Here is a 26,408-nt window from a genome sequence, read left to right as displayed (position 1 = left end):
ATTACACTGGCGCATTAACGCAACACAGTTCCCAATAATGATTTAGGTGACCGCTAATGAGTACACATCCGCTTCTGGCCGATTTGAACGAGCGACAGCAGCAAGCCGTGTCTGCAAACGACGGGCATATGCTGGTTCTGGCGGGAGCCGGTAGTGGCAAAACCCGTGTGTTAGTGCACCGCATAGCCTGGCTTATTCAGGAGCGGCAATACTCTCCTTTTAGTGTGCTGGCGGTTACCTTTACCAATAAAGCAGCGACAGAAATGCGTGGCCGTGTTGAACAACTGGTGGGCAGTTCGGTCCGTGGCATGTGGATTGGTACCTTCCATGGTCTGGCGCACCGCTTATTGCGCGCGCATTATATGGACGTTGGTCTGCCGCAAAACTTTCAGATAATTGACAGTGATGACCAGCAACGCCTTATTAAGCGCCTGATTAAAAGTCTGAACCTGGACGACAAACGCTGGCCGGCAAAGCAGGCGCAGTGGTACATCAATGGTAAGAAAGATGAGGGGTTGCGTCCGCAGCACATCGAAACTTACGACCCCACAGAGCAAACCCTGAAAGAAATCTATACCTTGTATCAGGAAAGCTGTGATCGCGCTGGCCTGGTGGACTTTGCTGAACTGCTGCTGCGGGCACATGAGTTGCTGCGAAATAACCGAATTGTGCGTGAGCACTATCAAAATCGCTTTCGCCATATTCTGGTGGACGAGTTTCAGGACACCAACTCCATTCAGTATGCCTGGATCCGTTTATTGGCCGGTAGCCAGAACAGCGTAACCATTGTCGGTGACGATGACCAGTCTATTTATGGTTGGCGTGGTGCCAAAGTCGAGAACATTCATCAGTTTTTATCCGACTTTGAAGGCTCAGAGACTATTCGTCTGGAGCAAAATTATCGTTCTACCAGTACCATCTTACGCGCCGCAAATTCGGTTATCTCGAATAATTCCGGGCGTCTGGGTAAAGACTTGTGGACTGACGGTAACGACGGTGAGCCAATCAGCCTGTATGCGGGTTTCAATGAAATGGACGAAGCCCGTTATATTGTGGCGCGAATTGAAGAATGGCGTGATCAGGGCGGTTCACTGCAAGATTCGGCTATTTTATACCGAAGTAACGCGCAATCGCGGATTTTAGAGGAAGCCTTATTGCATGCGCGCGTTCCGTATCGCATATACGGCGGCTTGCGTTTCTTCGACCGCCAGGAAATAAAAGATGCACTGGCGTACTTGCGCATTCTGGGCAACCGCGACGATGACGCCGCCATTGAACGGGTTATCAATACACCGACCAGAGGTATTGGTAACCGGACTATGGATATGATCCGCCAGGCGGCGCGTGAACGCGCAGAGTCCTTATGGCAGGCGGCAAAATATATGGTCAACGAAAAGCAGCTAGCCGGGCGGGCGCGTAACGCTGTGGGTTCGTTTCTGGACTTTATTGAGAACTTAGACGACGAAACCGAAGAGTTTTCGTTAGGTCGCCTGAGCGACGAAGTGATTAAGAAAAGCGGTCTGATGGCCATGTACGAGGCCGAAAAAGGCGAAAAAGCGGAAACCCGGGTCGAAAACTTAAAAGAGCTGGTCACCGCTTGCGAAAACTTCACTCTGGATGACGCCGAAGAGGACATGACACCGCTGAATGCGTTTTTGGCACACGCCTCGCTTGAAGCTGGCGAAGAGCAGGCCGATGAATATCAGGATGCGGTACAACTCATGACACTGCACAGTGCTAAAGGTCTGGAGTTTCCGTTAGTGTTTATGACCGGTGTGGAAGAAGGCCTATTCCCGTCTCAACAGTCGATGGATGAACCCGGAAGGCTGGAAGAAGAGCGTCGGCTTTGCTACGTCGGTATGACCCGGGCAATGGAAAAGTTGGTGCTTACTTACGCTGAGCAGCGCAGGATTTATGGTCAGGAGCTATTCCATAAAGTCAGTCGCTTTATTAGCGAGATTCCTGCGGATACTCTGCACGAAGTGCGGATGCAAACCAAAGTTGAAAAGCCCAGCAGTTACGGTCGCTTCAATAATGCCGCCAGCCATGAAAGCTTTGAGCAAACGGGTTACTCATTAGGGCAGCGGGTCCGTCATCCGAAATTTGGTGAAGGCACGGTGCTGAATTATGAAGGTACAGGGCCGCAATCAAGAATTCAGATTAACTTCGACAATGTCGGCAGTAAGTGGCTGGTCGTTGCCTATGCTCGTCTGGATCCGGTGTTCTGAAGTGTAAAGAGGTGATCAAAAACCGCTTTCTTCGACTATGTTTAAGATACATACATACGATGTCGGAGGCATTTTATGAAACGCTCTGCAAATGCACAGTGGAAAGGCAGTATTAAAGAAGGTTCAGGTGTTGTTTCAACAAAAAGTGGTGTTTTAGACAGTACTCAGTACTCGTTTAAGAGCCGATTTGAAGATGGTAAAGGCACCAACCCCGAAGAACTTTTGGGTGCAGCACACGCAGGCTGCTACGCCATGGCGTTTTCGTTGATGCTGGGAGAATCTGGCTATGAGCCGGACAGTATTGATGCCAAAGCTGATGTGTCGCTAGAGGAAGATGGTGACGGTTTCAGCATCGCTAAAATTCACCTTACGGTGAAAGCCAGTATTCCGGATATTGACGAAGACAAATTCCAGAAATTGGCAGAAAAAGCAAAAGAGGGTTGTCCGGTCAGCAAAGTGCTAAACGCTGACATCTCAATGGATGCCAGCCTCAGCTGAAGCTAACCTTTTCTTTGCTTTACGATCTCGCTGGCGCTGTAATATCGAATCGAAACTGTACAGTGCCAGCGCACTCCATATAATAATGAAAGTAACCAGCTTACTTTCTTCCAAAGGCTCACCGTAAACCACCACCGCGAGAACAAACATCAAGGTCGGTGCTATGTACTGGAAAAATCCCAGGGTAGCGTAGCGCAAACGTTGCGCCGCTGCGGTAAAGCATAACAGTGGAATGGTGGTGACCAACCCCGCCGCAACCAGCAGCAGATTTAAGGTCCACGGGTTAGCGGTTAAATCACTACTGGCCGATTCAGCAAAACCAAACAGATAAATCAGCATAACCGGGAATAAAATAGCCGTTTCAAGCCATAGGCCGCTAATGGAGTCCACCGGCAAACGTTTGCGAATGGCGCCGTAAATAGCAAAGCTGGAAGCTAAAGCCAGTGCAACCCAAGGCACAGAACCAAAGGTAATAATTTGTATAGCAACCCCCACCACGGCCATACCAATGGCAATTAACTGTAGGCGACGCATACGCTCTGCAAAAAAGGCCATACCAATGGCCACATTCAGTAGCGGGTTAATGTAGTAGCCCAGGCTGGCGTCCAGCATATGATCGGTGTTTACCGCCCAAATAAACAAAAACCAGTTGCCGCCCAGTAAGCAAGTGGCAAGGGTCAGGCGCAGAACCAGTTTGCGGCTTTTTAGAATGGGGCGAATACGATCCAACCGTTTCATGGCAACGATCAGCACAAACACCATTAAAAATGCCCAAATAATGCGGTGGGAGAGTATCTCGAATGCAGGCACCTGCTTTACCAGTTTGAAGTAAACGGGTGCAATGCCCCAAAAGGTATAGGCAGCAAGTGCGAAAAAAACGCCCTGCCGCGCCCGAACTGCGTCATCGGACATAGTGGGAATCCTTATTTAATCTGCGTTAGCCGACCAGGTAAGTACCGGTTCCAAACGCGATGTGCGTGCCTTCTTCGTTGTGCAATTCCATCCGTGCTACCGCCACTTTGTTGCCTGAGCGGATAATGGTTGCGCTGGCAATAAACTCAGTGCCACGGCCCGGACGGAGATAATCAACCCGAAGGTCAATTGTACCACAACGGCTAAGACGCTCCATTAAATAAGCTTCTGAAGGCGATTCCAGTCTGTCGACCATGCCGGCAATGGCGACCAGCCCTCCGGCTGTATCTAGTGCCGTGGCAGTAACCCCGCCATGGAGCATCCGCTGTGGCACATTGCCCATAAGTTGCTCCTGCCATTTAAATCGAATCTCACCACGAGCAGGGTTAAATTCCGTAATTTCGAGGCCAAGCAGTGCCTGGAACGGAACCTGAGTGTTCATAAACTCGGAAACTTTTGTCAGTATTGTTTGTGTATTCATTTTCGGCATGGTGATTAACGAACAGGACGCTTACAATAAGAGCATGTTACTCGGGAAGTCAATATAACCATGCACAGCAGTACCGCCGAAAAAACACAATTTGATCCGCTTCAGCAGCAGCTTGAATCCACCTTTGGGTATCATCAATTCCGTGATGGTCAGCAGGATATTATGCAGGCTGCTATGACGGGGCGTGACTCGCTGGTACTGATGCCAACCGGCGGCGGTAAGTCGCTTTGTTATCAGTTACCCGCCATTTGTGGTGACGGGCTTACGCTGGTTATTTCTCCACTGTTGTCGCTAATGCAGGATCAGGTCGAAGCGCTTAAAGCGTTGGATATTTCAGCAGCTACCCTGCATTCGGGGGTGACATCACAAGAATCCATGGCAACAATGCAAGGGCTCCAGAGTGGCGATATTAAGCTGTTGTACGTAAGCCCTGAACGAGTTTTGCAGCCTTCTTTTATTGAGCGGTTGCAGCAATTAAAGCTCAATTTTATTGCGGTGGACGAAGCGCACTGTATCAGCCAATGGGGACACGACTTCCGGCCTGAATACGGAAAACTTGGAGTACTGCGTAATTACCTGCCCAATGTGCCTTTTATGGCATTAACGGCAACCGCAGACTCCGCCACCCAGCACGACATTATTGAACGACTGTGTCTGCGTGAGCCTTTGGTGCATAGAAGCTCGTTTGACCGTCCCAATATTCGTTACGTAGTGCAGGAAAAATATAAGCCGCTAAAGCAAGTTCGTGACTACGTTAAAAAGCAAAAAGGTGCCGCAGGCATTATTTACTGCGGCAGTCGCAAAAAAACTGAAGAGTTGTCTGAAAGTCTGCAGCAAGCTGGCGTGCGTGCCGCGCCATACCACGCAGGTATTGAGCATCAGATAAAAGAGAGCACTCTGCGCCAGTTTCTGCGTGACGATATTGATGTGGTGGTTGCTACCGTCGCTTTTGGCATGGGGATCAACAAGCCCAATATTCGTTTTGTCATTCACTTTGATATTCCCCGCAGCGTGGAGTCTTACTATCAGGAAACCGGTCGTGCCGGGCGCGACGGTCTACCGGCTGAGGCACTGATGCTTTATGACCCGCGTGATGCTCAGTGGATACGGCGGATGATAGAAGACCAGGAAAACGAACAGCGTCGTTTGGTTGAGGCACAAAAGTTTTCGGCTATGCAGGCTATGGCTGAAGCTCAGACTTGCCGCCGGCTGGTGGTGCTGAATTATTTTAATGAGTATTCGGATAAAGAATGTGGAAACTGTGATTTGTGCTTGGATCCGCCGCAGCGCTATGACGGTCTGGAAGACGCGCAAAAGGCACTGAGCTGTGTCTACCGGGTGGGTCAGCAGTTTGGTATTAACCATGTGGTTGAAGTTTTACGCGGTTCAAAAGCGCAGCGGGTTATCGAGCTGGGGCACGACCAACTCAGTACCTATGGGCTGGGCAAATCAGAAACTCAGGAGCACTGGTTCTCGGTATTACGACAATTGATTCATCGAGGGCTTATCCTGCAAGACATACGCCGTTTTGCCGCCTTACAACTGACCGACGCTGCACGTCCGATTTTAAAAGGCGAGGTGCCGCTGGAACTGGCAAAACCAAGGATCGAATTAACCGCCACTAAAACCCGTATTACCGACCGTGGTGACTATAATAAAATTTTATTCCGGCGTTTACGTAAATTGCGTAAAGACATTGCCGACCGAGATCAGGTACCGCCCTTCGTTGTCTTTAGCGATGCCGCACTCGTTGAAATGTGTGTGCACTATCCCACAACAGCCAAAGATATGTTAGAAATCAATGGCGTTGGGGAAGTGAAACTGGCACGTTATGGCAATGAGTTTATGCACGCGGTGGAAGCCTTTTTGTCCGGAGCCAGCGAGCGACAATTATTTAACGGGTAATCAACAGCAATGGAAGAGAATGTCATTACGTTAAAAAGTAAGCCGCCGGAAGCCGAATGTGAGCTTTGGGTTGATGAGCTTTGTGAGCGTATTGGAGCCACTATTCGCGAACAAGAGCAGGCTGCCGACCAGTTTTGCTGGCGTTTAAGCATAAACCAGCGGCACTGGCTGCTGTTCTATTCTGAAATTTGCGATGCGGTTTGGTTACAGGCATTAGAACAACCAGAACCAATAGTCGAAACGCGATTAGCGGAGTTTGGTTATGTTTAGACTCTGGCTGGTTGGGTTGGTATTGATTTTTGGCTTGGTCCAGCCAGCCTCAGGTCAGGAGCCGTTGACAGTTTCTGGGCAGAACACTCGGTTAATGCTGAATGAGCACTTCAGTTATCGGGTGGTTAATACGGAACTGAAGGTTGATAACATCGCCATTAACGAACGACAGCGCTGGTTGAGTTCTGAACAGTTGCAAGACCACAACTATGCCGGTGAACGCCCGAATGTCTGGGGCGTGGTGCCTTTATTTAACCGTAGTAATGCTCCCCTGACCTTTCACTTAAAATTCAGTGACCCTTATTTAAAGCATGTGGGCACGTACTTACTGGATAAAAATGGGCAGGTAATGGCCAGTAAAGCCAACCGCTTTTCCACGCCGTTGTTGCAAAGAGAATTTTTGTCGCATGAACATGTTTTGCCGGTCACTTTACCTGCCAATAAGATAGTCTGGCTGGCAGTGTCGGTTGAGCAGTGGCCGGAGCAAATGCCTGCCATTAGTTTCTGGCAACCGGGAGACTTGCAGTTGCGGTTGCAGCAACAACAAACCGCATTGGGTGTTAACGCGGGTATTTTGATGTTGTTGGCTCTGGCCGCTGTCGTTTCGGCACGGTTATTCGGTAGTCGCTTGCTTGTTTCCTTCGGCGCTATGACCGTAGCCTTTACGTTATCATTGCTACTTCACAGTGGTGTCTGGATTACCTATTTTACACCCTATTCCCCGGATATCGCCGCTGACTTAAAAGTCTATATCAGCCAAATTCTCATTGTTGCGCTTAGCTGGTTTATCTGGGAATGGTCACGTTTTCGCTTCAAGTTATCTAGGTTTAACCGGATAGGTTATCTGATAATGATGACGACGGTAGCGCTGACCATCTTGTTACCCTGGCTACCGGGTCCCTGGAAGTTCGCGACGATATCCTGGCAGATTAACGCGTTATTGCTTTGGGGTGGGGTTGTCGTCGGCCGCAGTTTACAAAAGCATCCCGTTACCGGACACAAATGGCAGTCGGTATTGATGGTACTCACTGTTCTGTCTGCCTGGTTACTGGTATCGCCTCGCTACAATCCTATTTGGGAAGGGCTTTCCGGGTTACTTTTATATTGTGGACTCACGCTGGTAACCACCATGTTCTTATTGGCTCTGGAGCGTTACCGGCTCAGTCGGCTGATGCGGCGTATCAAAAACTTAGAGCTTAACCGTAAAGTTTTAAGACGTCGTTTATGGCGACTTTTACGGAGAACGGGTGAGGGTTGGTTTCGGGTTAACGCCGATGGCAGTATCAAGCAAGTTAACCGGCAGTTGGTAAAGATTCTCGCGGCTCATTCACTGGAGCAAGTTCAGGCACACTGGCCAAACGGGTTCAACATTAGCGGAGCGCGGCAACTGGTTGCTATTGAGCGACTGGACGGTCGTAAAGTGTGGCTGGACATTGAGCTTTTCAGTGATAATACCGGGCGTATAGCGGATATCACTAAGCGGATGGAAGCGGAGGTTCACCTTAACTTTCTTGCGCACCATGACGCCGTAACCGGTCTATTAAATGTTCGTGAATTTCGACGCTTATTGCAAAACAGGCTGGATAATCAGAAAACTGCCAGTGTCACCATTATTCGGCTTACAGGTTTGCAGGTTATTGCTGATCAGGCAGGTTCAGACGGGCGTGACCAGGCGATACTGCAACTGACATTATCGCTCCAGCAAAAAGCGCCAAAAACTGCGCGTGTTGCCCGAATCAGCGAAACAGAAATTGCTTTACTGAGTCATGAAGATGAGCAAGCCGCGTTCGCACAGGCTCATCGTTTAGTTCAGTTTTGTCGCGAGTTCCGGTTCAGCAGTGAAAAACGCATTTTCCAGCTCACTGCCCATGCCGGTATTTCTTATAGCACCGACGCAGGCGTTGCTGCCAGTACCTTAATGCGTCAGGCCCGCGAAGCTGTACAACTTGCCATGCAGCAGGGTGATTATCGTGTGCATTCCTACAGTGAAGCGGACCAAAAACGTTTAGTCGGTCAGGCGGAGGCGGAATGGGAAGTACGCTTGAAAAAAGCGTTGAGGGAGGAAGACTGGCAGCTGTTTTCTCAGCCGCTTGTCAGTGCTTCAGCAGGCGAAGATAAACATTGTTTTGAAGTGCTCCTGCGACTACCGGGTACCGGAACAGATGAAGCCATCGCGCCGCAGCAGTTCCTGCGAGCTGCCTTACGAGCGGGGGTCATGGGCAAAGCGGACCGCTGGTTAGTCCGTGAAGTCATTGAGCATTTTAACGAGCAACCGTTCGAGGCGAATCGCACCTGGCGCTGCCACATTAATCTGTCCACACAAAGCCTGGAGGATGTCGATTTCATTCGCTTTCTGGAGCAGAGCCTAAAACAGTCAATTATACAGCCGGAACAACTGGTGTTTGAGGTGGCTGAGCCGGATGCCGACCAACATTTTGATGAAACGTATCGGTTGTTTAAAGAGCTTCAGGATTTAGGTATTGGCACCGCGCTGGATCAGTTTGGTACGGGTTTTAATTCATTCCAACTGTTGCGGCAGTTGCCATTAACGCAAATTAAGATCAATCGTTTTTGGGTACAGGATATGCTGGTGGATGCCGTTGACGCGGAGCTAGTGGGCAGTTGTGTCCGTATTGCTAAGGTGCTTGATATTGAGGTTTGTGCCGTTGGTGTCGAGAGCGATGAAGCGCGTATTAAGCTCACTCAGCTGGGTGTAGACTATGTCCAGGGCTTCGTCTGTGGGCACCCAGTAGAGTGGCAACGTTAGGAAAAACAGGGCGGCTAGTTGCCGCCCCTCATCCAGTGCTTAAGTTTAAGCAGCATTTCCCTTACTTTTGGAACGATCTTGCAGCAGGTCTTTAGTCGAACTGCCAATGTCGATACGTTTCGGCTTCTTGGCTTCAGGAATGTTTTTCACCAAGCCGACCGTTAACAGACCGTTCTTTAAGCCTGCACCTGTGACTTCAATGTGTTCAGCCAGACTGAACTTACGTTCGAAGGCACGGTTTGCAATGCCGCGGTGCAGATACTCGCGTTTTTCGTTTTCTTCGGCTTTCTTGCCGGTGACACGAAGCACGCCGTTCTCTACTTCAATTTCCAGATCATCCTCTTCAAATCCTGCAACCGCCAGGGTAATGGCGTACTGGTTTTCTGCTACCAGTTCAATGTTGTAGGGAGGGTATCCGGTTGCACCAGTATCTGAGCGTAACGCCGAATCCAGCAAAGATGCCATACGGTCAAAACCTACGCTGCTACGATAGAGAGGGCTTAAGTCGATAGTTGCCATAATAGTCATTCTCCTAAGAAGCAATAACGTTAATTGTAATAAACAAGTGACACACCATGTGTCGGTTTAAGGCGGCTCTCTGAGAGACACCGACCTTAACTCTTATATGTGCACTGGTGAAATGGGTTTCAAGAGTCTATTTGCAAATTTTTCATTGGACTCTGCTTCAGGTCACTCTATTATCGTTGTTAAGCACTCACTTATTTTATCCGTGAAAGGGGCCTCAGAATGGCCGAAGAGCCAAAGAAAACGTGGCAATGGGTAACGGTTGATGACTATGAAAAACCAGCCGTGCCTACTGTTATTAAAGTTAAAAAGTGGTGGCAAAAATTTATTCGTTGGATAACGCCGGAGCAAGAGCAAGAAGGCGAGGATGATCAGTCTAACGCGCTTGAACTTAGTTTCGATACGGCGGCAGAAGCACTGGATAAGAGCTTTTCTGACTGGTTAAAAGATGATGACGATAACAGCTTACGTTGGATCATCGCGCCGCCGCATTCCGGTGTTGAAGAGGCGGTCAATAAGTGGGCTGAGCAACATGATATAAGGGCCATTAGCCTGCCCGACAGAGAGTCACTTTGCGACCCTGATGCTTCTCCTATGCCGGAATTTTTTCCCAATTCGGACGATAATACGCTTTGGATCATGCCTCAATTAGCGCACGGTTTTCTGCGCCAAACCAATGGGTTGCGGTGGGTGCGTGAATTCTTCTCGACAGTGCTTTCAGGCGAAGCCGGAAAAGGCATTATTGTTTGTGATAGCTGGGCATGGGCTTTCCTGGAGAAAGTCTGGCCGGTGCCGGTAAGTCAGTTGTGGGCTTTACAGGGGCTGGATCAGCATGCGTTAGAAGAGCTGGGACTGGCCCGCGGCGATGGACGGCTGAGGGCATTAGCGGCACTAAGCCGCGGAAACGCAGGTGTCGCCGCGGCCTACTCCGAGCGCTACCAACGCAGTAGTGAAAAGCCGTTTGAAACACCCTCGGTCCCTGCAGAAATTAACGATGCAACGGCCTTTGTCTGCTATGCCTTGCTGGTACATCGTGGCCTGAATAAGACGCAACTGATTAAGGTATTACCCATAGTGTCTGGTAGCCAACTTGAGATTCAGTTACAGATTTTGCATCAGCGAGGTTTAATCGAACGTGAACAAGAGTTTTGGTCTGTCACTGTGCGCGGTTATCCCGTTGTCCGAGAGCTGCTGGCGTCCCGGGGCTTTTGGTTAGACCGGTTTTAATTTAGAGCGCCTGAGAGACAGGAAGGAATATAAGAATGGAAACAGGATCTGTGGAAGACGTAACCGGGTTATTTAAGTCACTGGACGGCTTCGCGATTTTTGAAATCGCAGTGATTTTCGTTTTTGCACTGGCAGTCGTCTGGCTGACCCAACGCATTTTACCTTGGGTTGCCTCACATCTGCATGGTAAGCGTCGATTGTACGTTTTGGCTCTAGTACCCATGATCCGCATAGTAGTACTGGTTGCTGCCCTGGCTATGATCATACCGCGCATCATTGAACCCACCCTACAAAATATGGTGGCAACACTAGGCGCGGCGGGTCTGGCGATAGGTTTTGCATTAAAAGACTATGTCAGCAGTTTAATTGCCGGAGTGGTGGCGATTCATGAAATGCCTTACCGCCCGGGGGACTGGATAGAAGTGGATGGCACTTACGGTGAGGTGACGCACATCGGCATGCGCACCGTCGAGCTGGTCACCAACGATGACACCGTTATTTGGGTGCCACACTTAAAGCTCTGGGATAATCTAATCCACAATGCCAACAACGGCGGCCCCAGCTTAATGTGCATTGCCGAGTTTTATACTCAGCCAGAAGCCGACGCGTATCAAATACGTGATGCTTTAGAAGAAGTGGCGCTAACCAGCCCGTATTTGCAGTTAGGTAAACCGATAGCGGTTACCGCCGCAGAACAACCCTGGGGAACCAAATATCGCTTAAAAGCTTACCCGATAGACCCCAGACAGCAGTTCCAGTTTATTACCGATATGACAGCCAGAGGCAAACGTCGGTTGCTCGAATTAGGGGTTAAATTTGCGAAGGTCGAGTCGGATGAGGCGTTGAAAATTTAACAGTTAACTTGTTGATTAATTGTTCATTTCGCCCTGTCGGTCGTCATAGAAAGAACAATATTATGTTATTTTTTGATTAATTTTTGCTCTACTGCATTGTTCTGTAGTCGCAGTTCTGTATGTTGCTGGCTAAAAATTGCCGACTGAAAGAGACTGCGTATGAAAAGTTCGGGGAAAGAGAGTCAATTCCAAACCATTCAAAAGGATACAATTTTCGTTGTTGGCTTAAACAGCGACCACACCATTCGCGATGCAAAACCTGCATTTCAATCTCTTTTTCAGGAGACACAAGACGAGCTAAAAGGACGTAGCAGAGACCGATTCTTAGCCGATGTACCGGCAAACGTCCTGGCAGAAATAGACCATGCCGTGAAAAATGAAAGCTCCTGGAAAGGCGTGTTACCCCTGCAGGTTAATGGCCGAGATGTTTGGTTTGAAGTGTTTGTGCGCGGTACCTACCGCCGCGGCAAAATCAATGGCAGCCAATGGTTAATGACCTACGCTCCTCAAGATCTCACTGATAAAGCAAAAAGCCTCTATCAGTCCCGAAAGTTAACACGTAACGTTTCAATGCGTGCGGTTGTTGGCGTGAGTTTAGCGATATTGCTGATCATTGTGTCGGGACTTATTAGCTGGTGGGCAGCGCTGCCGACCGCGCTTGGTATTGCTATGGTCTACTTTTTAATGACTCCCGGCGGTAAATACGCAGAGCAAATGAATTCTCTTGAAGGTCAAAACGCGCCTATACAACAGCGCATATACGCTGACAGTTCTCCTATGGGCGCACTACTGTACGAGTTAGCTTTGAAAGAAAGCGCAATGACTGCCGTTGTTTCTCGTCTAGAGCACGGAACCGATGCGTTGGCAGACACCCTGAGCAGCACTCGACAGCGTTCGGAAGAAACGCTGGATATGTCACAACAAGGTGTGGCTGCATTGGAACAAATAGCAACGGCCATGGAAGAAATGTCGACAACCGTTGATGATATTGCTTCGAACGCGAATGAGTCTTCGTCGTCGGCAGAAGATGCAACCAAAACGGTTAATGCGGCGGCGGAATTTATTGGCAACACATCGGATAAAATGAGTGAGCTGGTGAAACAAGTCTCCGCTAGCGCAAGCACTACTGAAGATTTAGTCGAACGCTCTGAAATGGTGCGCAGTGTGAGTGAGCAGATAGATTCAATCGCTGAGCAAACGAACTTGCTGGCTCTAAACGCAGCAATTGAAGCGGCACGAGCAGGTGAGTCTGGACGCGGCTTCTCGGTGGTTGCCGATGAGGTGAGAAATCTGTCGCAGCGTACCCAGCAAGCCGTTGACGAAATTGATGAAACCATTACCGGCATGGCTGGCGCCATTAAGCAGTGGGACCAACAAATGACAGAGCAGCGTGAACTGGCTGAAGAATGCGGTGAGCTTGGCGAACAGTCGAAGCAGGAGATGACTTCTATCCAGGGTGCCATTACCGACATTAGCGACAGAATGATTCAAATTGCCACCTCGGCTGAAGAGCACAGCCAAGCGGTTAGTGAAATTCGTAATGGCATTTACCAGGTGAATGACAGCTCGAAAAAGACGCATGAAATTGCCATTGCCAATGCCGAGGATGTGCAAAGTGTTGCACACCGCGTGACAGAGTTTCGCTCGTTGGTTGCCGCCTTTGAAGACGATGATGATTAAGCTTCTTCCGCTAAAAAGCCTCCCGACTGATGGCGCCATAATTTGGCGTAGAGACCATTCCGGGCAAGCAGCTGTTCGTGGCTGCCCTGCTCAATAATCTCACCTTTATCCATCACTACCAGCTTATCCATGGCGGCAATAGTGGATAAGCGGTGAGCAATGGCTATAACGGTTTTGCCCTGCATCAGTTGGTACAAGTTTTCCTGTATGGCGTTTTCTACTTCTGAATCGAGTGCCGAAGTGGCTTCGTCCAGAATCAGAATAGGCGCGTCTTTTAACATGACCCGAGCAATGGCAATGCGCTGGCGCTGGCCGCCGGAGAGCTTCACGCCGCGTTCACCCACGTGCGCATCCAGACCGGTGCGCCCTTTACTGTCACTTAAGTCCGCTATGAACTCTTCGCAATGGGCGCGGCGCACGGCATTCATTAATTCCTCTTCACTGGCTCCCGGGCGACCATACAAAATGTTGTCACGTACAGAACGATGCAGCAAAGAGGTGTCCTGAGTCACCATGCCAATGTTGGCGCGCAGACTGTCTTGCTGCACTTTATGAATGGGTTGGTTATCAATGCGAATTTCACCGCCTTCCACGTCGTAAAAACGCAACAACAAGTTCACCAGAGTCGACTTACCGGCACCGGAGCGGCCAACAATACCGACTTTCTCACCGGGTTTAATGTGCAGGTTATAGTCCTCCATGACACCGTGACCTTTACCGTAATGAAAGCGAACATGGTCAAGTTCAATGTCGCCGCTGTCCACGTTTAGGGCGGGTGCGCCGGGCTCATCGACAATGCGTTGCGGTACGGCAATTGAGCCTATTCCGTCCTGAACGGTACCGATGCTTTCAAACAGGGTCGACATTTGCCACATGACCATTTGCGACATACCAAATAAGCGCAGAACCAAGCCAATAACGACGGCAACAGCGCCAAGGGTGACCACGTTATCCATCCATAACACAATAGCGGTAGCGGCTGAGCTGAACAGCAGCGCGCAGTTAATAAAATAAAGGAAACCATAAAGCTGGGTGACTAGCCGCATTTGCTTGTGGACCGTACCCAAAAAGGTATCCATGCCGTCGTGGGCGAACGCTGCCTCACGCTGAGAGTGCGAAAACAGCTTAACGGTTTGTATATTGGTGTAAGAGTCGACTATGCGGCCGGTCATATTGGAACGGGCGTCGGCTTGTTCAGCAGATATTTTGCCAAGCTTGGGCACAAAGAAGCGCAGCAGCAGCGCGTAGAGTATGAGCCAGCACGCCAGCGGCAGCATCATGCGCCAGTCGGCACTGCCAATAATGACAAACATCCCCAGAAAATAGACGACAACGTAGTTCACTATTTCAATAAAGGTCATGATGCACTGACGCAGGGCAAGCGAGGTTTGCATCAACTTGGTCGCGACCCGTCCGGCAAATTCGTCCTGGTAGTAGCTCATGGACTGCTTCATCAGATAGCGGTGACCCAGCCAGCGGATGCGCATGGGGAAGTTACCCAGTAAGGTCTGGTGGGTCAGTAAGGAGTGGAACCAGACCAACAACGGCAGCCCCACCAGAACCAGCGCACTCATACCCAACAGGGGCCAGAACTGGTCATTCAATAACGTTTCTTTGTCCTGTGCGGCCAGCCAGTCGACAATTTGACCTAAAAAGCCAAATAGCCAGACCTCTGCGACTGCAATGGCTGCCATAAGCAGCGCTGTCACGGCAAGGAACGGCGTCGCCCCTTTGGTGTAATGCCAGCAGAATGCAAAAAAACCGGTAGGAGCCTGAGTGGGCTCCTCCGAAGGGAAAGGGTTTAATCGGCGCTCAAACCAGGAAAACATTGCGTCACTCCTTGATATACATCACGCTAAGAATATCAGGTTCGCAGCCATTCAGCTTGTAAAAAATGGACAGTTGAACAATAATGAGAACCATTAACAACAGATGAGGTTTTTATGAAAGCTTTACCAATGATACTAGCAGGTGCAACACTGCTTTTTAATGTAGCCGCTACGGCCAGTGATAGCGGTGACGAGCAGCGTTATAACCACTTTAAACCTGAGCCTTCTGAAAACTTAGAGCAGGCAATTAGGAACCTGACGGAATATAACGCCAAACTACAGGAAATTGTGAATGGCGATTTAGATTCACAAGATATGGCAAAAGTTCATGAGCTGACTTACACACTGGAAGTGGCACTGGCTCGTTTAAGTAAAGAGCTGGATGTAGCCGCGAACTCTCTGGAAGAAGTGCATCTGGGTTCAGAGCAACTGAATAAGCAGCGTGTTAAAGGCTTTGGTAAAAGCTATTTAGGCACTCTGAACCATGTGTTAGGCGAGCACAGCAAACACCACGAAAGTGATCACAAAGAGCATCACTAAAAGTCTAAAGTGTCTCTAAAAAAGCCTTAAAGTGTCGCAGCCAAAAGCTTTGTGGTTGCGACATGGCGTTTCTTCCAATTGAAATTTCACAAATAGCTTCACCATTGATCTCTGCTCTTGGCAGCGGCAGTAGCATGACCCCAGTATTGCTGGCGTAATCCGTTATTTTCTCACCAAGCTCATTGGCAGACAAAGCAAAATGAAGGTGAAACATCGCGGCTTGCGGTATTTCCGGGTTTACCCTTAGCGCCTCTAACTCGTTTAGGGCGTAACCCAGTGCTTTGGCGTAGTTAACTGCGTCCGGCATAATGGGTAAGTTCTCTCTCAAGCCGTAACGGGCAGACAAAACCTGCGGGTACTGGGTAATGATATTGCCCCCGGCACGGCGAGCCCAGATTTTAGCTTGTTCTATGAAGGCCTCTGAACCCGCCAGAATGGCCCCCGAGATAGCGCCTAAATCCTTATAAAAACTCACATAAACCGAGTCAAATAACTCACAAATTTCGGGCAGTGAACAATCATAAGCGCTGGGTACTTGCCACAGCCTGGCTCCGTCTAAGTGCATGGCAATATTGTGCTGGCGAGCCCACTCTGATTGTGCCACTAAGTCATCCCACTCAGGCAATTGCCCACCAATTTCACGCATGGGCAGTTCCAGTAAAACGGCAGCCAGATCGTCCGTTTGCACAGATTTTAAGTCGCCAAGCGTTATCGGTTTATCAGCAAAGCCGGTGGTGGTGCCGTTGAGCCGCCACAAAGCTTCAAATCCCATCTGCTCGTGCAGCATCAAGTGCGAGGTAGGGTGCAGTGCCACACCATTGCGCTGGCGCTGGTCCGCATGTAGGCGCAGGGCAAGCGGTTGCGCCAGGGTTCCGGTCGGCAAGAACAAAGCGGCTGGCTTGCCGAGCAATTTTGCAACGTCGTCTTCAAAGTCATTAATGAGCGCCCCGCTGCCGTATACGTCTCTCTTCTCATTGCCCTGAAGTTGTTCAGACAATAATTTGAGCTCAGCCGCCATGCCGAGCTGGGGCTGACGCAGAAGAGATGCGCTCGCCTGTTCAGCAGCATGCTGGTAGGCCTGTTTTGTTTTTACCGTTATTGAGGTTGTCATGGTTTTCCTACTTTGAATGGACTTTACCGCCAATAATCTTGTAGGCAGGGGTGCCACGTATCATGGTCTCGCGCGCAAACTCCTGTCCACAGCCGGGGCAGTGGCATGGTTTGGTGGTGTGGTCTTCAACAATACGCTCAATAAAGCATTTTACCAAAGCGCCTTTACCACCCTTGCGGTATTTAAATATGGGCGTTTTGCATTGCAGACAAGAAATCTGCACGGTGCGAACCGGCCCTTTCTTGTTGGGTTTCGCCATAAAACAGTCGGTTACAATTTAAGCATTTCCATTAGTGTAACAAGCGCGCTATAGTTTTTCTTCCTGTATCAAAAGAAGAATAAAGGACACTGCTATGCGTTATTCCATTGTCGCCCTGGCTGTTTTGGGCTTACTAACGGCTTGTGGGCAACCGCAAGAGAACAATTCTGGTCAAAACTCTCAAACGGCTGCTGAGCAACCCAAACAGACTGAGCAAAGCTCGCAATCTGAAACCGAACGTCTGAATCAGTGGTTTGAAGAAAAGTACGAGCAACAACTTCAACAAAGCCCTATTCAAATGACCTTCCTGGGCCGCAAAGATCGATACGGCGACATTGATGATATGACCGTTGCTGCTGAAAAGAAGCAGCTCGATTGGCTGGAAGGCACGGTTGAAGAGTTGAAAGCGAACTTTGATTACGACAAGCTGAACCTAGAAGCTCAGACCTCTTATGATGTTTGGGTTTACCAATACGAACAAGCCAAGCGTAATGCCGAATTCCGTGGCATGGATTACGTGTTTGACCAAATGCGTGGGGCGCACACCTTCTTACCGCAGTTTTTAATTAACTTCCACCGGGTTGATGATGCGGAAGATATGGAAGCTTACATTTCTCGTATTAAGGGCGGTGCAACGGCTATTGAGCAGTTACTGCAGCGCGCGAAAGAACAAGTCGAGAACGGTGTTCGTGCGCCGCGTTTCGCGTACGAGCAAGTTATTAAAGAGGCGAAAGGCCTGACTTCAGGCGCCCCTTTTGATGAAGAAGGCGATTCAAGCTTATTAGAAGACGCGAAAAACAAGCTCAGCGCGCTTCAGGAAAATGATGCGATCTCCGCCGAAAAAGCCGATAAATACGAAAAAGAAGTGCGTAAAGCACTTTTAGAGCGTTTCCGTCCAAGCTACGAAGCGCTTATTAGCTTCCTTGAAAGCGATATTGAAAACACCGACGAAGTTGCAACCGGCGTACACCGCCTGGAAAACGGCGAGGCCTACTATAACGCTCGTTTGGCCAACTATACGACCACCGACTTAACCGCTGATGAAATTCATGAGATAGGCCTCAGTGAAGTCGAGCGCCTGACCAATGACATGATCGCCATTAAAGAAAAAGTCGAATTTGACGGCGATTTGCAGGACTTCTTTGATTATATCCGTACCGATGAGCGTTTCTTCTACCCGAACAACGACGAAGGCGCAGAGATGTATCTGGAAGATTCGCGCGAATACCTGGCTTATATCAATGAGAAGTTACCGGAGTATTTCGGTATTTTGCCAAAAGCCGATTTGGTCGTGAAACGCGTTGAGCCTTTCCGTGAGCAAGATGGTGCGGCTCAGCATTACTATCCAGGTTCGCCTGACGGTGAGCGTCCGGGTATTTACTATGCGCATTTATCCGATATGAGCTCGATGCCGAAAAATGAGATGGAAGCCATTGCCTATCACGAAGGTAATCCGGGTCACCATATGCAGATTTCTATCGCCCAGGAGCTGGAGTCCGTACCAGAGTTTCGCACTCAGGCTGGCTTTACGGTTTACAGCGAAGGCTGGGGCTTGTATTCAGAGCAGTTAGCCAAAGAAATGGGTGCCTATGAAGACCCTTACTCTGACTTTGGTCGCTTAACCACGGAAATCTGGCGCGCGGTGCGCTTAGTTGTGGATACCGGCATGCACGCTAAAGGCTGGACGGAAGAGGAAGCGGTTAAATACTTCCAGGATCACACCCCAATTGCTGAAGGCGCGGTGCGTTCAGAAGTTCGTCGCTACCTGGTGATGCCGGGTCAGGCAACGGCCTACAAAATTGGCATGATCCGTATTCTGGAACTGCGTGAAGAAGCCAAACAAGCTTTGGGCGACAAGTTCGATATCCGTGGTTTCCATGACACCGTTCTTGGTGGTGGCGCATTGCCACTGCATATTCTGGAACGTCGTGTAGAACAGTGGGTAGAGAAGCAAAAACAGGCTTAACTTATAATAAGCCTAAGTCAATGGCCTTTAAAACAGCTCGGGTGCGATCACGCACCCCGAGCTTGCCCATAAGTGACGATACCTGATTTTTAACTGTCCCAGTCGACTTGAATAAGCTTTCCGCTATTTCGTTGTTGCTGAGCCCGGCTGCTATCAGTCTTAAAACTGCAACTTCTTTATCCGTAAGCGGCTCTATCAGAGCACCCTCATCAGAATTTTGGCTCGTTCTGTTTTCCTTTAAGCCTTGTATAATACGTTCTGTTACAGCGGGCTGAAACCAGGTTTTACCGTTGGCCAAAGCTTCAATGGCATCAACCAGAACTTCCAGAGATACGTCTTTTAATAAGTACCCTTCGGCGCCAACTTGAATGGCTTTCATTATAGATTCGTGATCGTCAAAGGTCGTCAGCATTAAGACGGGGATTCGGGAGCCGTTTTCTCTCAGAAGCTGAACGGCTTCAATACCGTCCATGTCAGGCATGCGAATGTCCATGAGAATAACATCAGGTTCACACTTCGCGCTTTTTTGAATAGCCTCTTTACCCGAGCTGGCCTGCGCAGTTATTTCAATTTTATCTGACAAAGACAAAAGCGAATTGAGACCTTCCCGAACGAGAGTTTGGTCATCAACAAGCATGACTTTTATGTTCATAAGTCATCCTTCAGAGTTAACTGAATCCGAAAGCCTTCGGAAGCTGCTTCAATTTGTAATTCCGCCCCAACCTTTGCAGCCCGTTCGTGTATTCCGCGAAGGCCGTTTCCCTCTTTAACCTGTCTGACTTTACCGTTGTCTGTAATGGTTAGATTAAGTAATTTGCCTTGGCGCGATACCACCAGCGCTTGAGCATCTCCGTTGGAGTGTTTAAGAAAGTTAGTGACGGCCTCTTGAGAGACCCGCAGTATTGTATCGGCGATATCCACTCTTTGTATGTTGAGGTCTTTGTCGCACTTTACCTTAATCGTTTTCTCTCCTGATATACCAGAGAGAGCCTCTAATGTTTCTTCGATATTCAGCACCGCTGAGTCGCGTAAATCAGAAACGGCTTCACGCACATCAGATAATAGCAATTTGGTAATGCTTTGACTTTTCTCTAAAACGGGTCTCAAGTCGTCGCCCGCCTTGCGGGAGGCAACCTGCAGGTTTATAGACAGTGCGGTTAAATGATGGCCAATTAAGTCGTGAATATTCCGGGCTATTCGAGTCCTTTCATTCTGCTTACTGGCCTCTTGAAGCAGCATTTGTGTCGCGCGCAGCTCACGGTTGATAGCCTGCTCGCGCTCAAGTGCCTTGGTCTCTCTCATGCGAGTTCCCATGGTCACTATGGAGAATAAATTAAACGCCCAGAATAATAATGCGGATATCCACGCATAATTGTCGCTCCAGACAAACTGATAAATAAACCAAAGAGGCAGCGACAAAGGAACTGAGAGCAAAACTGAGTTGCGTATAGACGTGTAATAAGGCAGTTGGGCAACGCAGATGGTCATTAATATGGCGACAAAGCTGTAAGGTACTAAATAATAAAGGCTATAAATAGCAACGAGCTGAACGACAATAAGGCTTAAGCGCAGCCAGGGTTCGTTACTGTATGGTTTATCCCGAGTGGCAATTGCGAAGCTCACAATGAAGACCAAAAAGGCTGTTGCTGAAACAAGCCAATGCAAGCCAAAGAATGGACTGGTAGCCCTTTGCCCCAGCATATACAGGCAAAATGACGTCAATAGTGCCCAGGACAGTATGGCAACCCACTGTTCATGGTCTAGGTGTTCTGAAATTAATGACTTTATATTCATAGCCTTAGTATGACCCACCCTGACCTTTTCGCAATAGGCCAAAAGTCACGTTTTATAAAGTGACTTCTTACACTACTTGAAGCCATGAACCAAGCCTAACCTGTAACAAAACAGGAGGGTTTGTCATGTTGACGCTGCACAGCTTTTTACTTTATTTGCACATCGTTTTCGGTGCCATAGCAATGGCCTTGTTTTGGGTACCCGTGGCGACAAAAAAGGGAAGTCTGAACCATCGACGGTTCGGAAAGGCATATGTCTGGACCATGAACACAGTTGCCGTTTCGGCCATTATCATGTCAATTATGGTGTTGATTGCTCCCGCGTACTTTAAAGCGGATATTATTGAAAACAGCCAGCGACCAGAGGCCGTCTCTGAGGGTATTCGGTTCTTTTGGACGTTATTGTTGTTTCTTTCACTATTTACTTTTGTCTCGGTTCGGAACGCAACGGTTGTTTTGCGGTCGAAACGGAGTCGTGCTAATTTAAGAAAATTCAGTTACTTATCCATGCCAATGGGGTTAGTGGGCATGTCGCTGGTCTTATTATGGCAGTACCTAAGTGCACCAGCAGTTCAGTTCGTGAGCCCATGGCTTCATATTATTTTTAGTATCTTAGGGCTAGTAAGCGCATATCAGATGCTTCATTTTGCATTGGCCAAATCCGTCAAAAAGAATGGCTGGCTTATTGAACATTTGAGCTCAATGTGCAGTTCAGGTATTGCGGTATATACGGCCTTCTTCGCTTTTGGCGCCAGGCATATACTGGCGTATTTGGGTCAGTGGCAGTTATTATTTTGGGTTGTGCCGGGTGTTGTGGGTACGGTGCTTATATTTTTATGGTCACAAAAATACGATCAAGGAGAACTCTCGTGAAGTGGCTTTTATTTGTATTAACAACATTCATTTTGGTTTCCGGCGCTTATGCCGGGGAGTCACATCAGCAGATGATTCAACAGCATTTGTCTGAAAAGCAATTGGATGAGGCAGAAGACATTGCGGAAAACTGGGTTGAGAACGAGCCTGAAAATGCCACCGCCTGGCATACCAGGGGCATTGTCATGGCACAGCAGGCGCAGGATGCTTTTTTTAGTGCGCTCAGTTATGCCGGGAAGTCACTTGAGTCGTTTCAAAAAGCGGTGGAACTTGAGCCGGATTCGCTGAAATATCGCAACGCCTTAATGCAATTCTATTTGATGGCACCTTCAATAGCGGGTGGCGATGACGAAAAAGCACTGGCTCAGATTGAAGCCATTAAAGCGATTGACCCGGCACAGGGTACGCTGGCAAGAATTGGATACTTTCGACACCATGAGCAAGAAGAACAAGCAGCAGAGCTACTAACGGAAGCTTTAACTCAGTACCCCAATAACGCCGATGTTCTGGTTTATGCAGGCTTTCAGGAGCAAAGAAGCGAGAACTACGAAAAAGCGCTGTCTTTTTTTGAACAGGCCGCTGCAGGCGAATCTGCTGAGGGCGATTCTTCTGTCATGGCTTTGTATCAAATTGGAAAAACCTCAGTTTTGGCTGAAACTAAGGTAGAGGAAGGCATTCATGCTTTAAGGCAATACCTGAAATTGGAAGTACCGGAGAATGCGCCGGACACTCATTGGGCAAACTTCCGACTGGCTCAACTGCTGACCTTAAAAGGAAACGACGAAGAGTCTAAGCAGTTGCTGGCTGAACTTAAAGAGGTGGATGACAAAGCGTTACAGAAGCAGATATCCAGCTGGAACTAGTTATCTAAATAACCCCGGTTACGACCATCAGACTTGGCACGATACAGTGCTGAGTCTGCTTTTGATATCATGCGGCTGATGAGGCTTTCGGTATCTTCCTCGGCATCAGGTGTGTGAATGTAGCCGCCAATACTAATGCTCAGATAGGGCGCAACCTCTGACTCGTCATGCGCTATGTTGAGGGTCCGCACGGAGTCCAGCAACCGCTGTATGCTCTCTTTGGTTTTCTGTTCATCAGTGGCAGAAATGACTGCGACAAACTCTTCTCCGCCATATCTCGCGAGAAAGTCAGTGTTACGCTGCAATTGATCAAACATGGCATCGGCAACCGACTTGAGTGCCTGATCACCCTGTAAATGACCATAGTGGTCGTTATAAGGTTTAAACTGGTCGATATCAATGATGAGTAAAGCCAGCGGGGTGTTGTGACGAGAAGCACGCTGAATTTCATTGGTTATGCGTTCATCAAAGGCGCGACGGTTTGCAATGCCGGTTAATCCATCCTGTGCTACCTGAGCTTGCAACATACGGTTAGCCTTTTCCAGCTCCCGCTGGGTTCGGATGAGTTCCGCGTAGGTACGTTGCCGTTCAAGCGTATTCGCTACCATATCGGCCACCAGGCCTAAATGGCGGATGTCGGCGGATTGCCACTCTCGTTTTTTCCGGACCATATCACAGCCGACAAAACCCAGAAGTCGCTGATTGGCCACCAGGCCAACGCAGATAACCGATTTGATTTCTTCGCGGTCAAACTCAGCTTTTTCAGCACTGGCTTCTGCCGGCAATTGCTCAACATTGTTCACAATGAACTTGTGGTGTGCTTTTATTTCTTTAAAAAACCAGGGGAGCTCTTCTAATGCTATCGATTGCAAATCGTCGATATGTGCCTGATAACCATTTCTTACCCATTCATGGGTATTGGTCATATGCTGGATATTGTCATCGAATTCAAATACGTAACAACGATCGGCGTCAGTGTAGTTGCCAATGGCAGCAATGACTTCTTCAATGCATTCGTAGGTTTCCGCTGGCTCACTATTAATCAGGCGGGTCGACAATTCCGAGATGAGTTGATCAAAAGATACTTGCCCAGCTTTTACGTCCATGACTCACCTTTTTCGCCTGTATGGAGAATAGTTAACCATATCGTTAGTTTAGCGTAAATTGTTATTTTTATGTTGCCCACCGTTTCGTTTAACTAAAATAAAACCGCCATATGTCCAATACGACAGGAATCACAGAAAAGACCAGAAGTACCGCCATGGAGATATTAAAAACTCTTTGTGCTGTGTGGTTAGTCAGTAATTGCCTGAGTCCGGCACCGGCGACAAGCCAAATTCCCACACAAGGAAATGCGACGGCTAAAAAGGCCGCTGTTATTTCCATTACCTCTGACCACAGTGTTCCCGCCACGGTAGTAAATGCCGCAACGGCACCCGTTGCCATCACCCAGGCTTTGCCGTTTACCCACTGAAATAAAACCGCTTGCCAAAAGGTGAGTGGTTTGCGATTTCCTTTTTCAATGGCTTTGGGAGTTTGCGAAGCAATGACCCAGGCAAGCCAAAGCAAATAAGCGGTGCCCGCAATTTTGATCATTTGGTGCAGTAGTGGAAATTGTTCTAACACCGAGCCAAAGCCCATTCCGACGACCAGCACCATGGCCGGAAAGCCAAGACAAATGCCAAGAAAGTGCGGCAAGCTGGACTTAATGCCGTAGTTCACGCCCGATGACATGATCATAATGTTATTGGGGCCGGGTGTAATTGTGGTGGAAAAGGCGAAGAAAAATACCGCAATAAAAATTTCCATTATCCGATCCTTTTACGTCTTATCCAGGGTTGGCGGCAGACCAAAGTGTGCGACTAAATTCTGCAATTGTTCGTCATTGCCACCATCTTCACGCTTATTAAATTGCCATAACGAGCTGTCACCACTGCCTTTCCAGTTGATGAGTTTGGGGTTGTTGCCCACCCGGCGAATGACACAATGGTTCAAGCTGGCCAACCAGAACCACCACAAGTCATCGGCGTAAGGTGCCAGTGATGATGCCAGGTTCTGGTCGGTAACGCGTTGATCAAAGCAGCCCGGCGGGAACAGCACACCGGCGCCACTGGTAAAAAATAAGTTCGGATCGGGACCGCGTACTTCCGTTTTCGGATACCACTGCCGGTACGGCCTTATTTCTCCGTTGCTAGTACGGCGAAGGTAATGTGCTCGCCAACACACTATTTCCCGATTATTGCCCTGGTAAGCATTAACTAAAGTTGCCAGCCAGTCCGGACGGTAATAAATATCATCGTCAGCGGTTACATGAAAAGCGTCGGGATAGCTCTCAAGTGCCGGAATCAGTTTCTTATAAGAACGCGTGTCGGCCCTGACAGGCGCTATTGTTAATCCATCTTTTTGCAGCTCAGTGACACTTTCAGGAAGTTTGGCGATATCGTTTTCATACAACCATAAAATGACGGAGTCAGCTTTTACCGACTGCAGCAGCAGCGATTTTAACGTCAGATGCAGCTTAGCAAAGCGATCGGGGAACGAGGTTAGGTTCACTATCAGTTGAGCCGGCAGTAAGTGCTCCTGATGCGCTAACGTGTCACGCTGTTGCCATTGCAACTCTGTTATTGCCTGTGCGTTCCGCTTCAGGCCTGAGCCCGCCAGTGACTTATACTTTCGTAACCAGCGATAACGCAATTGTGCAAAAAACTCTCTCATTAAATTCATAGGTTTAACAACTGACCTCCACGTTCGTCATAGCGCGGTTACAAAGTACACAATTCTTCTGTAGCCTGTACGGAAAATACCACAGTACATTAAAAAAAAGCGAATACGAGGCAACCCTATAATGGCGTTACAACATTGGCTACAGCAGAGTAAAGAGTTCATGCTACGGTTTGCGGTGTCCAGCCCCGTTCCCGCCAGTTGGTTTTATGATGTTCCGGAATCAACGGAAATTGATGATATCACCAACACTCCGGAGCACATCGAAATTGTCAGTCACTGCTGGAACTACTCGCATTTATTTGTGTACCAGCTCAAATCACTGGTTGAGAACGCCCCTAAAGACTTTAAAGTCACGCTGACAGGGTTCTATTGTCCGGAAGATAAGGGCTCGGTTGCTTTGGTGGAAGAGTTTTCCCGTAAGCAGGTTGATAACGTCGACTGGAACTTTGTCGCGCTTGAAAAAGGTGACCTACTACGTCGTGGTATTGGTCGTAATAAAGCCGCAAAAGAGACCAAAGCTGACTGGATTTGGTTTACGGACTGTGACTTACTGTTTGGGAAAAATACCTTCCCAAGTTTAAAGCAGGCATTACGCAAAGAGTCCTGCATTTTGGCGTTTCCTGAGCAGGTTTCCCGCACGTCGTTACTGAGTAAAGAGCATGACGTACTGTGCAACGGCAAAGAGACCTCGATTGAAGAGTGTCTGGAAAAGGCTAAATTTAGTACCCACACCTTTTCAAAAGCGACGGGCCCGGTGCAAATTGCTCATGGTGATACCGCGCGTCGTTATGGTTACTGCGATCAGGTGGACTGTTACCAACAGCCAAAAGACCGCTGGGTCAAAACCTATGAAGACCGTGCGTTTCGTTGGTTATTAGGCACCCATGGGAAGCCGTTAAATATTGAAGATGTATCCATTATCCGCCATGTAGAAAAGGGTCGCTATAAAAGCGGTTCCGCTTTCTCTGAAATGCGCAAAGCGAATCGTCAGGCCAAGGATAAGTTACTGACCAAATAAGCGCGTCGATAAGTTGCTCTATAACTAGTAAGATAATTCGCTATTGATTAGGATGGATGTCTTACATTAACCCGAC

The 26,408-nt window shown here is 48.7% G+C and carries 24 protein-coding genes; 13 read left to right on the top strand and 11 right to left on the bottom strand.

Annotated elements, in window-relative coordinates; genetic code table 11:
- Window positions 1-56: 56 nt before the first annotated feature.
- Window positions 57-2,228: a DNA helicase II gene (gene uvrD, locus CWI78_RS12720; RefSeq protein WP_126783172.1), complete on the top strand. Its 2,172-nt coding sequence runs from the start codon at window positions 57-59 to the stop codon at window positions 2,226-2,228.
- Window positions 2,229-2,303: 75 nt separating this feature from the next.
- Window positions 2,304-2,726: an OsmC family protein gene (locus CWI78_RS12715; protein WP_126783171.1), complete on the top strand. Its 423-nt coding sequence runs from the start codon at window positions 2,304-2,306 to the stop codon at window positions 2,724-2,726.
- Here CWI78_RS12715 and rarD read toward each other — a convergent pair.
- Complete coding sequence (rarD, locus tag CWI78_RS12710; protein WP_126783170.1) at window positions 2,703-3,638, bottom strand: EamA family transporter RarD; 936 nt, start codon at window positions 3,636-3,638, stop codon at window positions 2,703-2,705. The two genes, CWI78_RS12715 and rarD, sit on opposite strands and share 24 nt — an antisense overlap.
- A gap of 25 nt (window positions 3,639-3,663) precedes the next feature.
- Window positions 3,664-4,128 (bottom strand): thioesterase family protein, encoded by a 465-nt coding sequence (locus CWI78_RS12705; protein WP_126783169.1) that lies wholly within the window; start codon window positions 4,126-4,128, stop codon window positions 3,664-3,666.
- Window positions 4,129-4,188: 60 nt separating this feature from the next.
- Between CWI78_RS12705 and recQ the strand changes: the two genes are divergently transcribed.
- The 3 genes from recQ to CWI78_RS12690 are packed head-to-tail and all read left to right on the top strand — an operon-like array spanning window position 4,189 to window position 9,070.
- On the top strand, window positions 4,189-6,033 hold the full coding sequence (gene recQ, locus CWI78_RS12700; protein ID WP_126783168.1) for a DNA helicase RecQ: 1,845 nt from the start codon (window positions 4,189-4,191) through the stop codon (window positions 6,031-6,033).
- 9 nt (window positions 6,034-6,042) lie between these two features.
- Window positions 6,043-6,303 (top strand): DUF3630 family protein, encoded by a 261-nt coding sequence (locus CWI78_RS12695; RefSeq protein WP_126783167.1) that lies wholly within the window; start codon window positions 6,043-6,045, stop codon window positions 6,301-6,303.
- A complete protein-coding gene (locus CWI78_RS12690; RefSeq protein ID WP_126783166.1) occupies window positions 6,296-9,070 on the top strand; it encodes an EAL domain-containing protein in 2,775 nt (924 codons plus the stop codon). Before CWI78_RS12695 ends, CWI78_RS12690 begins: the two co-directional genes overlap by 8 nt.
- A 45-nt stretch (window positions 9,071-9,115) precedes the next feature.
- Here CWI78_RS12690 and CWI78_RS12685 read toward each other — a convergent pair whose 3' ends face one another.
- Window positions 9,116-9,589, bottom strand: a complete 474-nt coding sequence (locus CWI78_RS12685) for an Hsp20 family protein (protein WP_126783165.1) — start codon at window positions 9,587-9,589, stop codon at window positions 9,116-9,118.
- A gap of 228 nt (window positions 9,590-9,817) precedes the next feature.
- Between CWI78_RS12685 and CWI78_RS12680 the strand changes: the two genes are divergently transcribed.
- From CWI78_RS12680 to CWI78_RS12670, 3 genes are all read left to right on the top strand, one after another.
- Complete coding sequence (locus tag CWI78_RS12680; protein WP_126783164.1) at window positions 9,818-10,822, top strand: hypothetical protein; 1,005 nt, start codon at window positions 9,818-9,820, stop codon at window positions 10,820-10,822.
- A gap of 35 nt (window positions 10,823-10,857) precedes the next feature.
- On the top strand, window positions 10,858-11,676 hold the full coding sequence (locus tag CWI78_RS12675) for a mechanosensitive ion channel family protein (RefSeq protein ID WP_126783163.1): 819 nt from the start codon (window positions 10,858-10,860) through the stop codon (window positions 11,674-11,676).
- Window positions 11,677-11,835: 159 nt separating this feature from the next.
- Window positions 11,836-13,356, top strand: coding sequence for a methyl-accepting chemotaxis protein (locus CWI78_RS12670; protein WP_126783162.1), 1,521 nt, complete (start codon window positions 11,836-11,838; stop codon window positions 13,354-13,356).
- Here the strand turns inward: CWI78_RS12670 and CWI78_RS12665 are convergent.
- The gene (locus CWI78_RS12665) at window positions 13,353-15,185 is read right to left on the bottom strand and encodes an ABC transporter ATP-binding protein (protein ID WP_126783161.1); all 1,833 of its coding nucleotides are present in this window, start codon (window positions 15,183-15,185) and stop codon (window positions 13,353-13,355) included. The genes CWI78_RS12670 and CWI78_RS12665 overlap by 4 nt on opposite strands.
- A 114-nt stretch (window positions 15,186-15,299) precedes the next feature.
- Here CWI78_RS12665 and CWI78_RS12660 point away from each other — a divergent pair, with 114 nt between their 5' ends.
- Entirely contained in the window at window positions 15,300-15,725 is a 426-nt protein-coding gene (locus CWI78_RS12660; protein ID WP_126783160.1) for a DUF6746 family protein, read from the top strand.
- Between the two features lie 4 nt (window positions 15,726-15,729).
- Here CWI78_RS12660 and CWI78_RS12655 read toward each other — a convergent pair whose 3' ends face one another.
- Both CWI78_RS12655 and CWI78_RS12650 read right to left on the bottom strand, forming a co-directional pair.
- Window positions 15,730-16,836 (bottom strand): threonine aldolase family protein, encoded by a 1,107-nt coding sequence (locus tag CWI78_RS12655; protein WP_126783159.1) that lies wholly within the window; start codon window positions 16,834-16,836, stop codon window positions 15,730-15,732.
- 7 nt (window positions 16,837-16,843) lie between these two features.
- Entirely contained in the window at window positions 16,844-17,095 is a 252-nt protein-coding gene (locus CWI78_RS12650) for a hypothetical protein (protein WP_053953456.1), read from the bottom strand.
- Window positions 17,096-17,189: 94 nt separating this feature from the next.
- Between CWI78_RS12650 and CWI78_RS12645 the strand changes: the two genes are divergently transcribed.
- A complete protein-coding gene (locus tag CWI78_RS12645) occupies window positions 17,190-19,061 on the top strand; it encodes a DUF885 domain-containing protein (RefSeq protein WP_126783158.1) in 1,872 nt (623 codons plus the stop codon).
- A gap of 1 nt (window position 19,062) precedes the next feature.
- On the opposite strand, the gene CWI78_RS12640 is transcribed toward CWI78_RS12645, so the two are convergent.
- Window positions 19,063-19,713, bottom strand: coding sequence for a response regulator (locus CWI78_RS12640; protein WP_126783157.1), 651 nt, complete (start codon window positions 19,711-19,713; stop codon window positions 19,063-19,065).
- Window positions 19,710-20,855 (bottom strand): sensor histidine kinase, encoded by a 1,146-nt coding sequence (locus CWI78_RS12635; protein ID WP_126783156.1) that lies wholly within the window; start codon window positions 20,853-20,855, stop codon window positions 19,710-19,712. The genes CWI78_RS12640 and CWI78_RS12635 overlap by 4 nt, the downstream gene beginning before the upstream one ends.
- A 125-nt stretch (window positions 20,856-20,980) precedes the next feature.
- Between CWI78_RS12635 and CWI78_RS12630 the strand changes: the two genes are divergently transcribed.
- Window positions 20,981-21,727: a hypothetical protein gene (locus tag CWI78_RS12630; RefSeq protein WP_126783155.1), complete on the top strand. Its 747-nt coding sequence runs from the start codon at window positions 20,981-20,983 to the stop codon at window positions 21,725-21,727.
- Window positions 21,724-22,590: a tetratricopeptide repeat protein gene (locus CWI78_RS12625; protein WP_126783154.1), complete on the top strand. Its 867-nt coding sequence runs from the start codon at window positions 21,724-21,726 to the stop codon at window positions 22,588-22,590. The genes CWI78_RS12630 and CWI78_RS12625 overlap by 4 nt, the downstream gene beginning before the upstream one ends.
- Here the strand turns inward: CWI78_RS12625 and CWI78_RS12620 are convergent.
- The 3 genes from CWI78_RS12620 to CWI78_RS12610 form a co-directional block, all read right to left on the bottom strand.
- On the bottom strand, window positions 22,587-23,696 hold the full coding sequence (locus CWI78_RS12620) for a sensor domain-containing diguanylate cyclase (RefSeq protein ID WP_126783153.1): 1,110 nt from the start codon (window positions 23,694-23,696) through the stop codon (window positions 22,587-22,589). The genes CWI78_RS12625 and CWI78_RS12620 overlap by 4 nt on opposite strands.
- Before the next feature lie 88 nt (window positions 23,697-23,784).
- Window positions 23,785-24,399 carry a LysE family translocator gene (locus CWI78_RS12615; RefSeq protein ID WP_126783152.1) on the bottom strand — a complete coding sequence of 205 codons (615 nt, stop codon included), beginning with the start codon at window positions 24,397-24,399 and terminating at the stop codon, window positions 23,785-23,787.
- A gap of 12 nt (window positions 24,400-24,411) precedes the next feature.
- On the bottom strand, window positions 24,412-25,305 hold the full coding sequence (locus CWI78_RS12610) for a glycosyltransferase family 2 protein (RefSeq protein ID WP_126783151.1): 894 nt from the start codon (window positions 25,303-25,305) through the stop codon (window positions 24,412-24,414).
- A 130-nt stretch (window positions 25,306-25,435) separates the two neighbouring features.
- On the opposite strand from CWI78_RS12610, the gene CWI78_RS12605 reads away from it, so the two are divergent.
- Complete coding sequence (locus tag CWI78_RS12605; RefSeq protein ID WP_126783150.1) at window positions 25,436-26,332, top strand: glycosyltransferase; 897 nt, start codon at window positions 25,436-25,438, stop codon at window positions 26,330-26,332.
- Window positions 26,333-26,408: the final 76 nt, after the last annotated feature.

It is taken from the genome of Idiomarina ramblicola, from assembly GCF_003987255.1.
In the GTDB taxonomy this organism is placed as follows: domain Bacteria; phylum Pseudomonadota; class Gammaproteobacteria; order Enterobacterales; family Alteromonadaceae; genus Idiomarina; species Idiomarina ramblicola.
Note: the sequence above shows the minus strand (reverse complement) of the source record. Positions and strands in the feature narration are given on the sequence as shown.